Raw genomic sequence first — 15,851 nt, 5'->3', positions numbered from 1 at the left:
AGTTTTTTCTTTTTTCTATCATTTCCTCGGAAATTTTACAGTTCTTATACATATTTTTACAGATTTTGTCGAAAAGTAATTAGTTATACGTTGTATAGGATACGTGAATATTGTTCAAAATGATTGCTGAGGTGATGATGGAATGCGAGGAAGAAATAATAAAAAGTCGCAAAAGGTAGTACATTTATTTCAAAAAAGATGGGTGTTTCCGGCACTATACATTGCTTGTGCAGCGGTAATCTTAATGGTTGCGCTATGGTTCCAAGGAGCTAATCCGAAGAAGACTCCAAACCACGATCAAGCAACACCGTATACACAATCGGAAGATCCAGCAGTACCAGTAACGAAATCTTCAGAAGTAGTGAAAATGCCAGCTGCCGCGAATGCGGAAGTAGTCGTACAGAAGAAATTCTATGAAGATGCAGCAACTGAGGCGGAACAAGAAAAAGCACTTGTCTTTTATAACAACACATATTCCCCAAACAAAGGAATTGACATTGCTGCGAAGAATGGAAAAGAATTCAATGTTGCTGCTGCTTTAAGTGGTACAGTAACGAAAGCTGAAAAAGATTCACTTCTTGGTTATGTTGTAACAGTTGATAGTGGAAATGGTGTAGCGGTATCTTATCAAAGCTTAGGCAGTGTGAAAGTAGAAAAAGGTGCAAGAGTTGCACAAGGTGAAGTATTAGGAACATCCGGTCTAAGTGCAATGAATAAAGAGGCAGGCTCTCACGTTCACTTTGAAGTACGTAAAGACAATGTGGCTGTGAACCCTGAACGTTACTTAAATAAATCAGTAACAGAAATTAAAGCTGATGCAGGTGCTGCAAAGGCTACGAATGCTTCTGGTAAAAAAGCTGATGACAAATCTCAAAAAGAAGAGAAGTCAACGAGCACGAAACCGGAAAGTAAAACAGAAGACAAGTCTCAAAAAGAAGAGAAATCAACAAGCGGTTCAACTAGTGACAAAAAAGAAGAACCGAAGAAAGAAGAAAAATCAACAAATGGTTCTACAGAATCATCTAACGATTCTTCTTCACAAGAATAAGAAAGTGAAAAAATCAGTTCCCACTAGGGGAGCTGATTTTTTTATTTTTATATAAAAATACTCAATTTCGAGAAAAAAGTTGCAAAAACAAGGAAAAATGACGAGATTCTCGAATATATATTACAAAAGGGAGGGGATACTGTGTCATTTTTATTTGTTCTGTCGACTGCTATTATTTTATTGTTTGTTTTATTCACCTTATATTATTATATTGCCGGTAAGAAAGAGGTTCCCCACCATCAATTATTAGAAGAAGAGTTTGAAAGAGAAGAATGACGCCTTATATATAAGGTGTCATTTTTTTTCGTCAAAATAGTCACTGTTAACGTATTTCTCACAAAAAAACGTAATTTTTCTTAACTTAGTCCGCAAAAATAGTGAACATGTAGCATATATCAGTAGTGCGGGCAATACAATGGTATAAACCAAAGCAAAGAGAGTGTTTGAGGTGAGAAATCGTGAATCATTTCATTATAAATCCAAGAATGTTTAACGCTTACAAACAGCACTCACACTTACTTCTTAGTCGTATGCAGCGAGGCTCATTTCACCCTTCTCACATCCAAATTAGGGAGGCGAGTGGTGTGCACGATTACATCAAAGAGAGAACTATCAAGATTGGTAAGTATATCGTGGAGACAAGAAAGACAGTGCGTGTCATTGCAAAGGAATTTGGGGTATCAAAGAGTACAGTCCATAAAGATTTAACAGAGCGTCTACCAGAAATTAATCCAGAGCTCGCAAATGAAGTGAAAGAAATTCTTGATTATCATAAGTCTATTCGTCATTTAAGAGGTGGAGAAGCAACAAAGCAAAAGTATAGAAAAGAAGATGTAGAGAAGCCTGTACGTCAATAATGTTACAGTAGCAAGCATTCCGTTCACATTCGATAATATTTTTCAGAAGAATTCTTTTTGCGAATATTACGTTTCTGTTAAATTTATGATAAAATCAGAAATTAGGTGAAAAGAATTCGGGTGTAACCTGATTTTGAATATCGAGGAGGAAAAAACGGGAATGTTTGCGCGAGATATCGGAATTGACCTAGGTACGGCTAACGTATTAATTCATGTTAAAGGTAAGGGTATTGTATTAAATGAGCCATCTGTTGTGGCAATTGATCGTAATAGTGGTAAAGTATTAGCAGTAGGTGAAGAAGCGAGAAGCATGGTGGGACGTACACCGGGTAATATTGTAGCAATTCGTCCACTTAAAGATGGTGTAATCGCAAACTTCGAAATTACAGAAGCAATGTTAAAGTATTTCATTAACAAATTGGACGTAAAGAGCTTCTTTTCAAAACCTCGTATTTTAATTTGTTGTCCAACAAATATTACATCAGTAGAACAAAAAGCAATTCGTGAAGCTGCTGAACGTTCAGGTGGTAAAACAGTATTTTTAGAAGAAGAACCAAAAGTAGCCGCAGTTGGTGCTGGTATGGAAATCTTCCAACCAAGCGGTAACATGGTTGTTGATATTGGTGGAGGTACAACAGATATCGCTGTACTATCTATGGGTGATATTGTTACCTCTTCCTCTATCAAAATGGCTGGCGATAAGTTTGATATGGAGATCTTAAACTATATTAAACGTAAGTATAAGCTATTAATCGGAGAACGTACTTCAGAAGATATTAAAATTAAAGTTGGTACAGTATTCCCAGGTGCACGTAGCGAAGAGCTTGAAATTCGCGGACGTGACATGGTAACAGGCTTACCACGTACAATTACAGTATGCTCTGAAGAAATTACAGAAGCATTAAAAGAAAATGCAGCTGTTATTGTACAAGCTGCAAAAGGCGTATTAGAGCGCACACCACCAGAACTATCTGCAGATATCATCGACCGCGGTGTTATTCTAACAGGCGGTGGAGCTTTACTACACGGTATCGACATGCTTCTAGCAGAAGAACTAAAAGTACCAGTATTAATTGCTGAAAACCCAATGCACTGCGTTGCGGTTGGTACAGGTATTATGTTAGAGAATATCGACAGATTACCAAAGCGTGCTTTGAGATAATTTGAAAGAACTAAGGCTGACGCCTTAGTTCTTTTTTTCGTTTTTATATTTTTTTATTTTGATTTTTTGCGAAAATGGAAGGAAAATAGAGAAATGTGAAGGAAACAGGTAAAATATTCATATATATGGTTAAATTTAATATTTCCTTAATTGAAAACGTTTATAATATAATGAGTCGAATACGACATTAAGGCAAATAATGTTTCAATACATATTGCCTTTCCCTAATTTGGGCATACACTCCTTTCCACCTCCGTGTCAGTTGCAAAAATGTGCAACTATTTTAATGGAATAGAGTGTGTGCATTTTTTTTTAGGAAGTTGTGCTAAATATAAAATGTTACTTTGTAATGACAAACAATAAACAAAATGGGATAATAGCAATATGTCCAAGTGGTAAGACCAATATTACAAAAGGGGCGATTGTTATATGCTAAATATAGAACAAATTAAAGAAATCATTCCTCACCGCTATCCATTTTTACTTGTTGATAAAATATTAGAAGTAGATGAAGGTAAAAGAGCGGTTGGGATTAAAAATGTATCCGCAAACGAAGAATTCTTTAACGGACACTTCCCTGACTATGCAGTTATGCCTGGTGTACTTATTGTAGAAGCATTAGCACAAGTCGGAGCAGTTGCAGTATTAAAGAAAGAAGAAAACCGCGGAAGACTTGCTTTCTTTGCAGGTATCGACAATTGCCGTTTCAAAAAACAAGTACGCCCAGGTGATCAGCTTCGTCTAGAAGTAGAAATGACACGCGTACGCGGCCCAATTGGAAAAGGAAAAGCAATCGCAACAGTAGATGGTGAAGTTGCATGTGAGGCAGAAATTACATTTGCGATTGGTGATAAAAAAGAATAGAGAAAAATAAAAAATCTCCTTGTGAAAAGACAAGGAGATTTTTTGTTTACTGCTATATAACGATGAAAAGATAATATACAAACTAATCAGAAAATTGCTTGTAAATAGATGGTAATTACCATATACTTACTTTATTGTTTATCTAGAAAACAGGATAAGTGATAAAGGTAATAAAGAAATAAGGGCATTGTCATATTGTTAAGGTACTTAAATAAGACAAAGTAGAATGTTATTGATTATGATGAAATGTGGGGAACTCAGCAAGAATATTAATTAGACGTATGAAATCGAGCATAAGAGAGAGAAAAGGGAAATGTCGCATTTCACAAAAGGAGATTATGAATATGTTCGGGAGAAAGAAAAGAAAACCATTACGACAATTAATTACACATAAAGAGCCTAAATCGCGTATTACAGAACAATACCGTAACATTCGTACAAACATTGAGTTTACATCTGTAGATAACCATGTTCGTTCTATTATTGTTACTTCAGCAGATCCAGGTGATGGGAAAACAACAACAATCTCAAACTTAGCAGTTGTTTTCGGACAACAAGGAAAGAAAGTTTTATTAATTGGAGCTGACTTGCGTAAGCCAACGATACAAAACTTATTTGCCATTCATAGTTCAAATGGGTTAACGAACTTATTATCAGGACAAGCAAAACTTATGCAATGCATTCAAAAAACAGATATAGAGAACGTATACTTAATGGCAGCAGGTCCAATCCCGCCAAACCCAGCAGAACTATTAGGGAGCCGGGCGATGGACGAGGCGTTGCTAGAAGCATATAACATGTTTGATATTATATTAATTGACACACCACCTGTCCTTGCGGTTACAGATGCACAAATTCTTGCGAATAAATGTGATGGAATCGTACTCGTTGTACGAAGTGAAAAGACGGAAAAAGATAAAATCGTAAAAGCGAAACAAATATTAGATAAAGCATCAGGCAAAATACTCGGAGTCGTTTTGAATGATAAAAGAGAAGAAAAAGAACAGTATGGTTATTACTAAAATGAGAAAAAAGCCAATAAGAAATACTTATTGGCTTTTTTCTCATTTTGAAATTTATTTCTCAAGTTACATAGTATAAAAAGCATGATATGATAAATAATTTGGAAAATCATTGGAATGTGTTGTCATATTTAAGATAATTTTGTAAGATTAAACTTGTTTGTTGTGAACAAATATAAAACTGAATTATTAAAAATGAAAAATGTAAGATTTATATGTTATAATTTTTCCTATGTGTAAATTTTAGAAAGTTGGAGGAACTTATGGAAGAAACAATTAGTTTAAAAGAGTTATTTCATATCTTAAAAAAACGTTTAGCAATGATCCTCGTAATCGCCTTTGGTGCAGCTATTGTAAGTGCTATCATTAGCTTTTTCTTCATGACACCAATCTATCAATCTTCGACGCAAATTCTTGTTAACCAGAAGAAGCAAGAAGGGGCAGCGATTCAGTTAGGGGAAATTCAATCAAATATTCAATTAACGAATACATATAAGGTTATTATTAAAAGTCCAGTAATCTTAGATCGAGTAAATGAAAAATTAAATTTAAATATGACAGCACAAGCTTTAACAAAGAAGATTAATATTGCGAATGAAAAGGATTCTCAAGTTATTTCTGTTACAGCTGAGGATAAAGATCCGAAACTAGCTCGTGATATTGCGAATGCAACTGCAGATGTATTTAAAGATGAAGTTGCAAAAATTATGAATGTTGATAACGTAACAGTGCTATCTAAAGCAGAAGTTGCAGAAAATCAATCTCCAATTAAACCACGTCCAATGTTAAATGTGGCAATCGCTTTCGTTGTTGGTTTAATGGCTTCAGTTGGTCTTGCATTCTTATTAGAATACTTAGATAACACAGTGAAAAAAGAAGAAGATGTGGAAAATTTACTTGGCTTACCAGTATTAGGAATTGTAGCTCGTATGGATGAAGAAACAATGAACGTGAAATCACACGCTCCATCATCAAGAAAAGTGAGGGGACAAACAATTGGCTCTTAATTTATTTAAAAAGAAAAAAAGTCATCGTCAACGCCGTCAATTAATTGCTCATCAACAACCGAAATCACCAATTTCAGAACAATATCGTAATATTCGAACGAATATTGAATTTGCAGCTATTGATATGAATTTACATTCATTACTGGTAACATCTGCGAATCCGAGTGAAGGGAAAACGACAACGACAGCGAATATGGCAGTTGTGTTTGCTCAACAAGGAAAGAAAGTATTATTAATTGATGCAGATATGCGTAAACCAGCAATGCATCAAATGTTCCAAGTAGATAATATTTTTGGACTCACGAATGTATTAACACATAGTGAACGTTTAGAGAAATGTGTGCAAACGACATCTATAGATAATCTAAGCTTTTTAGCATGTGGTCCAATCCCACCAAATCCAGCAGAATTGTTAGGATCAAAATCAATGAAAGAACTTCTGGGACAAGCATACAGTATGTACGATTTAGTTATTTTTGATATGCCGCCAATTTTAGCTGTAACGGATGCGCAAATTATGGCAAATGTATGTGATGCTTCTATTCTTGTTGTTCGTAGTGAATCAACAGAGAAAGAAACAGCAGTAAAAGCAAAAGGATTATTGGAGTCTGCAAATGGTAAATTGTTAGGTGTTGTTCTAAACGACCGTGAACGTGAACAAGGCTTATATTATTACTACGGTGCAAACTAGTTTTAAAGTGAGATATGGTAAAAACATATCTCCTTTTTTCCCTTGAATATGAGCGATATCTCATATTCAAGGGAAAAAAGATCTTTATAGGAGAGAGGGAGGATGAAACAAATGATAGATTTACATTGTCACATTTTACCTGGTATCGATGATGGTGCACAGACAGTAACAGATAGTTTAGCAATGGCACAAAAAGCCGCTTCAGAAGGAATACATACAATTGTTGCAACGCCGCACCATCAAAATGGAAAATATGTAAATGAACGTACCCCAATTATTCATCACGTAAAACAACTAAATGATGAACTACAACAACATAATATTCCACTTACTATTTTACCGGGGCAAGAAGTCAGGTTATATGGCGATTTATTAGAAGACTATGAAGCTGGTAAAATTGTTACTTTAAACGAAACAAATAAATATATATTTATTGAATTTCCATCGAATCACGTACCGCGTTATGCCGAACAATTATTATACGAATTACGTGTAAAAGGAATGATTCCAATAATCGTTCATCCAGAACGTAATGCCGAGTTAATCGAGCGGCCAGATAAGTTATATAACATTGTAAATAAAGGTGCATTAACACAAGTGACAGCAGGTAGTTTGCTTGGGAAATTTGGTAAAAAGATTAAAAAATTCTCATTACAGCTTGTGGAACATAATTTAACACATATGATCGCATCAGATGCGCATAACACAACATCGAGAGGATTTCATTTAGCGGAAAGCTATGAACTAATTGAGAAAGAATTTGGAATGAATGTTATGGGTGATTTGAAAGAAAATCCGTACTTAGTAATTAGCGGGAAAACAATTTATAAAGAAGATCCAGAACAAATTCGTCGTAAAAAATTATTTGGTATTTTTTAATTGAAGAGTGTTGGTGATGTCTCCTAACCGTTATCAAAGGAGGCACTCGGTCGTGCTGTGGGTAGAAATTTTTATTTCGAACCTACCTTAGACGCTTGTCGTCGGGAGTATGACGTGAGGATGGGTTAGATGCCCATAATTTATTTATGTTAGAAACTCTACTTATGGAGTTGTAAAGACGACCCTATAGGTAGGGTTTTTGTTATTGTTACATATGGATATAATAATGCATTTGGGGGGTACTAGATTTGAAAAAAGTAAGAAAAGCAATTATTCCAGCTGCGGGACTGGGGACAAGGTTTTTACCGGTAACAAAGGCAATGCCGAAAGAAATGTTACCAATTGTTGATAAACCAACAATTCAATACATAGTAGAAGAAGCGATAGAATCAGGAATTGAAGATATTATTATTGTTACTGGAAAAGGAAAACGCGCCATTGAAGATCACTTTGATCATTCTTTTGAATTGGAGCAAAGCCTACTAGAAAAAGGGAAGCATGAAATGCTAGAAAAAGTACAAGCTTCTTCAAAAATTAATATTCATTACATAAGACAAAAGGAACCAAAAGGTTTAGGACACGCAGTATGGTGTGCACGTAAATTTATTGGAAATGAACCATTTGCGGTATTACTTGGTGATGATATTGTGCAAGCAGAAACGCCATGTTTGCGTCAATTAATGGATCAATATGAAGGAACACAATCATCTGTTATAGGTGTACAAACAGTACCAGAAAATGAAACGCATCGTTACGGTATTATCGATCCAGTTGAACAAAATGATCGACGTTATCAAGTACGTCAATTTGTAGAGAAGCCAGAGCAAGGAACAGCACCATCAAATTTAGCAATTATGGGACGTTACGTATTAACACCAGAAATCTTTATGTTCCTTGAAAATCAACAAACAGGTGCGGGTGGAGAAATCCAATTAACAGATGCAATTCAACGATTAAATGAAGTTCAACGTGTATTTGCTTATGATTTTAAAGGTACGCGTTACGATGTTGGGGAGAAGTTTGGATTTATTAAGACGACGATTGAGATGGCGCTACAAAATGAAGAATTAAATGTAGAGTTAATGAAGTATATGAAGGAGCTTGTAAAAAAGGAAGAGGTACATTCATAGGAGAATGTCCTTTTTTTATTATGAATAAAATAAGAATTATATAAAGAAGGGAACAGGTATATTGAGTTATCGAAGACGGCTCTCATTATTGATTTTATTAGATTCATTTATTGTATTAACTGCCGTGTATTTAAGTTATTGGTTTATACATCCAAATGTATTAAACAAAATTCCTATGACAGTAGTTATTAGTTCTATTACATTATTGTGTAGTCATCATGTTTTTGCAGCTATTTATAAGCTTTATAACAAGGCGTGGGAATATGCAAGTATTGGAGAGTTAAAGCAAATATTTAAGGCGATTACGCTATCAATTTTAGTAACAGCAATTGTTCAACAAATTATTAATCACGATATTTATGTTCGAATTTTAGCAATCGCATGGATGCTACATTTATTATTAATCGGCGGTTCTCGTTTTGTATGGCGTATGTTCCGTGATACATATATTACAAAAGCTACTGATAAAAAACGAACATTAATTATTGGTGCTGGTTCAGCAGGAACGATGGTAGTGCGTCAATTACAACATAATAAAGAAGCAGATTTATATCCAATTGCGTTTGTCGATGATGATAGAAATAAGCAAAAATTGGAGATTTATAATGTGCCGGTTATTGGTACAACAAATCATATTCAAGAAATTGTAGAAGATAATGATATAGAACATATCATTATTGCAATCCCTTCATTAAATAGAGGGCAAATAAATGAGATTTTTGAGAAGTGTAGAAAAACGAAGGCGAAAACGCAAATTGTGCCAATGTTAGAAGACTTATTAGATGGAAAAGTGTCTGTAAATGAATTTCGTGATGTGCAAGTGGAAGATTTACTAGGGAGAGAGCCTGTTCAATTAGATGATAAGGGAATAGGTGAGAAGATTCAAGATAAGACGGTTTTAATAACGGGTGCTGGGGGCTCTATTGGATCAGAGATTTGCCGTCAGATTTTAAAATATAAACCAGCAAAAATGGTTCTTTTAGGACATGGAGAGAATAGTATTTATCATATCGAGATGGAATTGAGAACTAAGTATAAAGAGCAAGCAGAATTTGTAACAGAAATTGCTGACATACAAGATCGAAATAAAATATTTGAAATAATGAAAAAACACAAGCCTTTTGTTGTATACCATGCAGCTGCACATAAACACGTTCCATTGATGGAAAGAAATCCTGAAGAAGCTGTAAAGAATAATATAATTGGTACCAAAAATGTTGCAGAAGCCGCAGATACATTTGGAATAAATACATTTGTCATGGTTTCAACAGATAAAGCGGTAAACCCAACAAATGTAATGGGAGCAACAAAACGTGTTGCAGAAATGGTTGTTCAACACATGGCTATGATCAGTCAAACAAGATTTGTTGCTGTTAGGTTTGGAAATGTATTAGGTAGTCGCGGAAGTGTAATTCCATTGTTTAAAAAACAAATTCAAAGTGGGGGACCAGTTACAGTTACCCACCCAGATATTACCCGTTACTTTATGACCATTCCAGAGGCATCACGACTTGTAATCCAAGCAGGATCTTTGGCAAGAGGTGGAGAGCTATTTGTATTGGATATGGGCGAACCTGTTAAAATTGCAGATTTGGCAAAGAATTTAATTCAGCTTTCGGGTTATTCTATTGAGGAAATTGGAATTGAATATAGTGGACTAAGACCGGGAGAGAAGATGTACGAAGAGTTGTTAAATGATAATGAAATTCATAAGGAACAAGTATTTCCTAAAATCCATATAGGAAAGGCTGTTTTAAAAGATTTTGAATCCATTCAACAATTTATAGATGAGTTTGAGCAGATGAGTCAAGAGAGTATTAGGAAAACCTTATTAGATTTTGCGAATAATAAAGTTGAAGTGAATAGCTAAATTTAAAATATTGAGTATAACAAGAGGCTTTTGCTGGATATTTAAGATTAGCTAGCTAGTTTTAAAACGAAAATTAATGAGTAAAGTGAGGAAGCTTAAATGATTAATAATACAATAAGAAATATCCCGTTTTCTCCACCAGACATTACAGAAGTAGAAATAGAAGAAGTAATAAAAGCGATGAAGTCGGGTTGGATTACAACAGGTCCTAGAACAAAGGAACTTGAAAAGAAAATAGCTGAATATGTTGGGACAAATAAAGCGGTTTGCTTAAACTCAGCTACGGCTGCTATGGAGTTAACACTTCGAATTTTAGGTGTAGGACCCGGAGATGAGGTTATTACTTCAGCTTATACTTATACAGCTTCTGCATCAATTATAGAGCACGTAGGAGCAAAAATTGTTTTAGTTGATACAGCTCCTGATTCTTTTGAAATGGATTATGAAAAGCTTGCTGATGCAATTACTGAAAAGACTAAGGTAATTATTCCAGTTGATATTGCGGGTAAAATGTGTGATTACGATACAATATATAGCGTAGTAGAAAGCAAAAAAGATTTATTCAAACCTAATAATAAAACTCAAGAGTTATTTGAAAGAATAATTGTAATGACCGATGCAGCGCATGCATTTGGTGCTGAACGAAAGGGAAAGAGATGTGGACAAGTTGCTGATTTTACTTGCTATTCTTTCCATGCTGTGAAGAATTTAACAACGGCAGAAGGTGGGGGCGTTGTATGGCGCAATGATTTAGGTTTAGACGATGAGTGGGTATATCAACAATTTATGTTATACAGCCTTCATGGACAATCTAAGGATGCCCTAGCAAAGACTCAAAAAGGCGCATGGGAGTATGATATTGTTTACCCAGCTTATAAATGTAATATGACAGATATAATGGCAGCAATTGGATTAGTCCAGTTGGATAGATATGAATCTCTTATGGGTAGACGTAGAGAGATTATTGAAATGTATGACAAAGAATTGTTGCCATATGGAATTCAAAGTCTGAAACATTATGGGGAGGATTTCTCTTCATCGGGACATCTTTATTTAGCAAGAATACCTGGGATTGAAGAGTCTGAAAGAAATAAAATTATTATTGAGTTAGCCGAGATGGGAATTGCAAGCAATGTACATTATAAACCATTGCCTATGTTTACAGCGTATAAAAACTTAGGATTTGATATAAAGAATTATCCTAATGCATTTAATATGTATAAAAATGAAATCACGTTACCTTTGCATACAAGATTAACAAATGAAGAGATAAAATATATTACTGATACTTTTAAAGAGATTTTAAACAATAGATAAGGAGAACTATAAATATATGAAAAAAAGAGTTCTAATTCTAGGAGTTGCAGCAGTTCAGATGGATGCAATCTTGGAACTGAAAAAAGTGGGATATGAAACTTATGCTTGTGCAATGGCTAAAGATGGACCAGGAGCAGATGTAGCAGATCACTTTGCCGAAATAAATATTTTAGATTCAGAGGCAATTATTGATTATATCGAGAAAAACCAAATTTCTGTTGTTTACTCTACAGGTTCAGACTTAGCTATGCCGATAGCATCTTTAATCAGTGAAAAATTAGAAATGCCACATTTTGTATCAGAAAAAACGGCACGTATATGTAATAATAAGGACTTAATGAGAAAAACTTTGGGGAACGACTTTGAAGGAAATGTAAAATTTCAGGTTGTAAAAAGTGAAGATGATGAATTAAAAATGGAATTTCCTTTTATCTTAAAACCAGCTGATTCACAAGGGCAAAGAGGGGTAAAATTAGTTCAAAATCGAGAGGAATATGTAGAAAGCTATAAGGCTGCTACAGAATATTCTCGTTCAGGATTAGTAATATTAGAGCAATATATTTCTGGTCCAGAACTTTCTGTAAATGGTTATCTAGTAAATGGAAAAGTGAAGTATTTAGTTGCGTCCGATAGAGAAACTTGGCCTGAATATACGGGATTAATTCATAAACACATTGTCCCAACTGTAAACCTTAATTCTAATACTACGAGTTTATTAAATGGCATAATAGAAGCTGCATGTGCCAAATTAGAAATAAAAAATGGACCTGTTTATGCGCAAATGAAATTAGAAGAGGGAATGCCATATATTATTGAAATAACCCCTCGTTTAGATGGTTGCCATATGTGGAATTTACTATCTTATTATAATGAAGTTAATTTAATGAAGCTAACATTTGAGCACTTATTAAATGGAGATACTTCTGAATTGGAGAATGTCAAAAAAAATCCAAATGATAAATATATTTTGGAATTTATCTGTCAAAAACCAAATACCGCAGCAGATTATTTGGCATTTGAAAACCAAATAGAAAATTCCCTAGATAGCTTTAATTATTACAAACAAGGAGATAATATACGTCCAGTAAATGGTAAAAATGATAAAATTGGATATTTTATTTATAAAGATTAAATAAAGCCATTGAATAATTTGAGAGTAGTGCTAGTTAGGATTAAAAACAAATTACGGAGAGAGAGACTAAGATGAAAATAGCTGTTACTGGTGGAACGGGTTTTCTAGGTCAATACGTTGTTGAAAGCATTAAAAATGATGGGAATACGCCTATCATTTTAACAAGAAGTATTGGTAATAAAGCGATAAATGATTACGAATACAGAGTTTCGGATTATACTTTGGAAGACTTGATAAATCAATTAAATGATGTAGATGCAGTGGTGCATCTTGCAGCCACAAGAGGTAGCCAAGGGAAGATATCTGAGTTTCATGATAATGAAATTCTAACACAAAATTTATACGATGCATGCTATGAAAATAATATTAGTAATATTGTGTATGCATCTACAATATCAGCCTACTCTGATGAAACGTCCCTACCGTGGAATGAGAAGGAGTTACCGTTACCTGATTTAATGTACGGTGTTAGTAAGTTGGCCTGTGAGCATATTGGAAATATTTATTCTAGAAAAAAAGGGCTTTGTATTAAAAACTTGAGGTTCGCCCATTTATATGGGTTTAATGAAAAAAATAATTATATGATTAATAGATTTTTCAGACAAGCATTTCATGGTGAACAATTAACTTTACATGCTAATAGTGTTGCAAAAAGAGAGTTTCTATATGCAAAAGATGCAGCAAAATCTGTAATTTATGCATTAAAACAAGAGAAGGTTTCAGGTACTTTTAATATAGGTAGCGGGGATGCTTTAACAAATTATGAAGTTGCAAATACAATTAATAATGCGTTTGGAAACAAAGATAATTTATTAGTGAAAAATCCTAATGCTAATGAAGGAATACATTCTTCTTATATGGATAGTAGTAAAGCAAAGGAATTACTAGATTTTTCAACAGATTATAATTTTGCTACAGCTGTAGAAGAAATACATTTATTAATGCGGGGGTTGGATGATGTACCGTTATGGTATTAAACGCGTTTTTGATATAATAGGCTCTTTATTATTACTTCCTTTTTTACTAATAATCATGATACCGGTAGTTATTATGATTAAATTAGAAGATAAGGGACCTGTTTTCTATAATGCGCCTAGATTAGGAAAAGGAATGAGAGAATTTCCTATGTATAAGTTTCGTTCGATGAAAGTAAATGCACCGGATATTCGTAATGAAGATGGTAGTACATTTAATTCTGATAACGATCCAAGGGTAACAAAAATTGGGAATGTTTTAAGGAAGACAAGTATAGACGAACTTCCACAACTACTTAATGTACTAAAAGGTGATATGAGTTTTGTAGGTCCAAGACCAAGTCCATTAGGAAATAAGGATATTTATCCAAAAGAATTCTTTAAAAAATTTGATGTCCGTCCTGGTATTACAGGTTATAATCAAGCGGTCTTAAGAAATAATTCTACAATGGAGCAACGTGTGAAAAATGATGTGTATTATGTAGAAAATGTATCGTTTATGTTGGATCTAAAGGTTATATTCTTAACGGCAGCCTCTGTAATAAAATCAAAAAATATAAATAGAAATAACGATGAAAAACAAAAGGTGGGAAATTAGTGAATAATTGTTTGATACTCTTGACCAATTATTACCCTTTTCATAAAGGTGAGGAATATTTGGAATCAGAAATAGAGTACCTATCTAAGAGTTATAAAAAGATTTATATTATTTCCACTATGGTATCTAATGAGATGCAACAGACTAGGACTGTCCCTGAAAATGTTGTAATTTTACCAATAGGAATAAAACATTCCATTGCAGGAAAAGCCAAAATGGTATTAAGGCAATTTAGTACTATTAATAAAGATAAATTAAAAACAAAAATGATTAAAGCGGATTCTAAAGGGAAACTGTCGCATAAATTATATTGTTATTATTTTGAAAGTCGTGCAATGGATGTATATGATCGAGTGGAGCATCAATTGAATGAGTACGATTTTGAACAGTATGATTCAATTACAGTATATAGTTATTGGTTATACATAACTGCAAGAGTTGCTGTAGAATTAAAGCATAAATATTTTAAGGAAAGAAATCCATATACAATTTCGCGCGCGCATAGATATGATTTGTATGAAGATGCGGCACCTTTAAAATATTTACCGGAGAGAGACTATTTATTAAAGTCTCTTGATGCAGTATATCCTTGTTCGCAAGACGGAGTAGATGCTTTAAATCAAACATATCCTGCATATAAGGATAAGGTAAGTGTAGAAAGGTTGGGAACAATCTCAACTAATGTACTTAGTAATACTATGAACGATCAGTTATATATTGTGAGCTGTTCTGTAGTACGCAAAGTAAAAAGAATTGATTTACTAATAGAAGCATTAGTAAAGTTAGAAGAGAAGGATATCCAATATTCCTGGACTCATATTGGTGGAGGACCAGAATTTGAACGTATAAAAAAATTAGCCAAAAGTAAGCTTAATATGAAACAAGTTAAATTTACTGGATTCGTTAAAAATCAAGAAGTTTTAAATTGGTATAAAGAAAATCCTGCAACTGTTTTTGTTAATTTATCTGCATCCGAAGGAGTACCTGTAGCAATCATGGAAGCAATATCTATGGGGCTTCCAGTTATCGCTACGGATGTTGGTGGTACAAGGGAAATTGTTGAAAATGGAAAAAATGGATACCTATTAGATAAAGATTGTACAGTTTCACAAATTGTTGAATCACTTAACGAATTCCACATAATGGATAATGGGTCGTATAAGAAAATGTGCGATAATGCATTAAATATTTGGAAGGAAAGAAGTAATGCTAAGGTTCTTTATTCCAAATTTGCTACTAAACTTGGGAAGTCTAGTTCTGGGTCCTTGTAGATATTATCTAAAATGATTATGTGTAAATT

Annotated in this window: 16 protein-coding genes; all 16 read left to right on the top strand. The window is 33.9% G+C overall.

All coding sequences use genetic code 11. The features are described from left to right. The first annotated feature begins 142 nt into the window (after positions 1-142). Positions 143-1,048, top strand: coding sequence for a M23 family metallopeptidase (locus BC_RS26345; RefSeq protein ID WP_001214926.1), 906 nt, complete (start codon positions 143-145; stop codon positions 1,046-1,048). A gap of 141 nt (positions 1,049-1,189) precedes the next feature. Beyond that, positions 1,190-1,324: a hypothetical protein gene (locus BC_RS26340; protein ID WP_000008901.1), complete on the top strand. Its 135-nt coding sequence runs from the start codon at positions 1,190-1,192 to the stop codon at positions 1,322-1,324. Positions 1,325-1,632: 308 nt separating this feature from the next. Then, the gene (spoIIID, locus tag BC_RS26335) at positions 1,633-1,905 is read left to right on the top strand and encodes a sporulation transcriptional regulator SpoIIID (protein ID WP_000544012.1); all 273 of its coding nucleotides are present in this window, start codon (positions 1,633-1,635) and stop codon (positions 1,903-1,905) included. A 160-nt stretch (positions 1,906-2,065) separates the two neighbouring features. Continuing rightward, positions 2,066-3,067, top strand: a complete 1,002-nt coding sequence (locus BC_RS26330; protein ID WP_000457980.1) for a rod shape-determining protein — start codon at positions 2,066-2,068, stop codon at positions 3,065-3,067. Positions 3,068-3,496: 429 nt separating this feature from the next. Further along, positions 3,497-3,931: a 3-hydroxyacyl-ACP dehydratase FabZ gene (gene fabZ, locus BC_RS26325; RefSeq protein WP_000931959.1), complete on the top strand. Its 435-nt coding sequence runs from the start codon at positions 3,497-3,499 to the stop codon at positions 3,929-3,931. Positions 3,932-4,275: 344 nt separating this feature from the next. After that, the gene (locus tag BC_RS26320) at positions 4,276-4,953 is read left to right on the top strand and encodes a CpsD/CapB family tyrosine-protein kinase (RefSeq protein ID WP_000467955.1); all 678 of its coding nucleotides are present in this window, start codon (positions 4,276-4,278) and stop codon (positions 4,951-4,953) included. A 263-nt stretch (positions 4,954-5,216) separates the two neighbouring features. Next, positions 5,217-5,960: a YveK family protein gene (locus BC_RS26315; RefSeq protein WP_000393128.1), complete on the top strand. Its 744-nt coding sequence runs from the start codon at positions 5,217-5,219 to the stop codon at positions 5,958-5,960. Further along, positions 5,950-6,651 (top strand): CpsD/CapB family tyrosine-protein kinase, encoded by a 702-nt coding sequence (locus BC_RS26310; RefSeq protein ID WP_001207193.1) that lies wholly within the window; start codon positions 5,950-5,952, stop codon positions 6,649-6,651. The genes BC_RS26315 and BC_RS26310 overlap by 11 nt, the downstream gene beginning before the upstream one ends. A 111-nt stretch (positions 6,652-6,762) precedes the next feature. Beyond that, positions 6,763-7,530 carry a tyrosine-protein phosphatase gene (locus tag BC_RS26305; protein ID WP_011110492.1) on the top strand — a complete coding sequence of 256 codons (768 nt, stop codon included), beginning with the start codon at positions 6,763-6,765 and terminating at the stop codon, positions 7,528-7,530. 248 nt (positions 7,531-7,778) lie between these two features. Continuing rightward, on the top strand, positions 7,779-8,660 hold the full coding sequence (gene bpsC / locus BC_RS26300; protein WP_000757832.1) for a UTP--glucose-1-phosphate uridylyltransferase BpsC: 882 nt from the start codon (positions 7,779-7,781) through the stop codon (positions 8,658-8,660). Between the two features lie 61 nt (positions 8,661-8,721). Next, positions 8,722-10,530, top strand: a complete 1,809-nt coding sequence (locus BC_RS26295; RefSeq protein WP_033685340.1) for a polysaccharide biosynthesis protein — start codon at positions 8,722-8,724, stop codon at positions 10,528-10,530. 99 nt (positions 10,531-10,629) lie between these two features. Then, positions 10,630-11,847, top strand: coding sequence for a DegT/DnrJ/EryC1/StrS family aminotransferase (locus BC_RS26290; RefSeq protein ID WP_000609547.1), 1,218 nt, complete (start codon positions 10,630-10,632; stop codon positions 11,845-11,847). Positions 11,848-11,863: 16 nt separating this feature from the next. Further along, a complete protein-coding gene (locus BC_RS26285; protein ID WP_000747555.1) occupies positions 11,864-12,979 on the top strand; it encodes an ATP-grasp domain-containing protein in 1,116 nt (371 codons plus the stop codon). A 71-nt stretch (positions 12,980-13,050) separates the two neighbouring features. Next, positions 13,051-13,956, top strand: coding sequence for an NAD-dependent epimerase/dehydratase family protein (locus tag BC_RS26280; protein WP_000686358.1), 906 nt, complete (start codon positions 13,051-13,053; stop codon positions 13,954-13,956). Next, complete coding sequence (locus tag BC_RS26275; RefSeq protein WP_000286451.1) at positions 13,937-14,551, top strand: sugar transferase; 615 nt, start codon at positions 13,937-13,939, stop codon at positions 14,549-14,551. Before BC_RS26280 ends, BC_RS26275 begins: the two co-directional genes overlap by 20 nt. Beyond that, positions 14,551-15,822 carry a glycosyltransferase gene (locus BC_RS26270; protein ID WP_001057959.1) on the top strand — a complete coding sequence of 424 codons (1,272 nt, stop codon included), beginning with the start codon at positions 14,551-14,553 and terminating at the stop codon, positions 15,820-15,822. Before BC_RS26275 ends, BC_RS26270 begins: the two co-directional genes overlap by 1 nt. Positions 15,823-15,851: the final 29 nt, after the last annotated feature.

Source organism: Bacillus cereus ATCC 14579, assembly GCF_000007825.1.
Lineage (GTDB): Bacteria > Bacillota > Bacilli > Bacillales > Bacillaceae_G > Bacillus_A > Bacillus_A cereus.
Note: the sequence above shows the minus strand (reverse complement) of the source record. Positions and strands in the feature narration are given on the sequence as shown.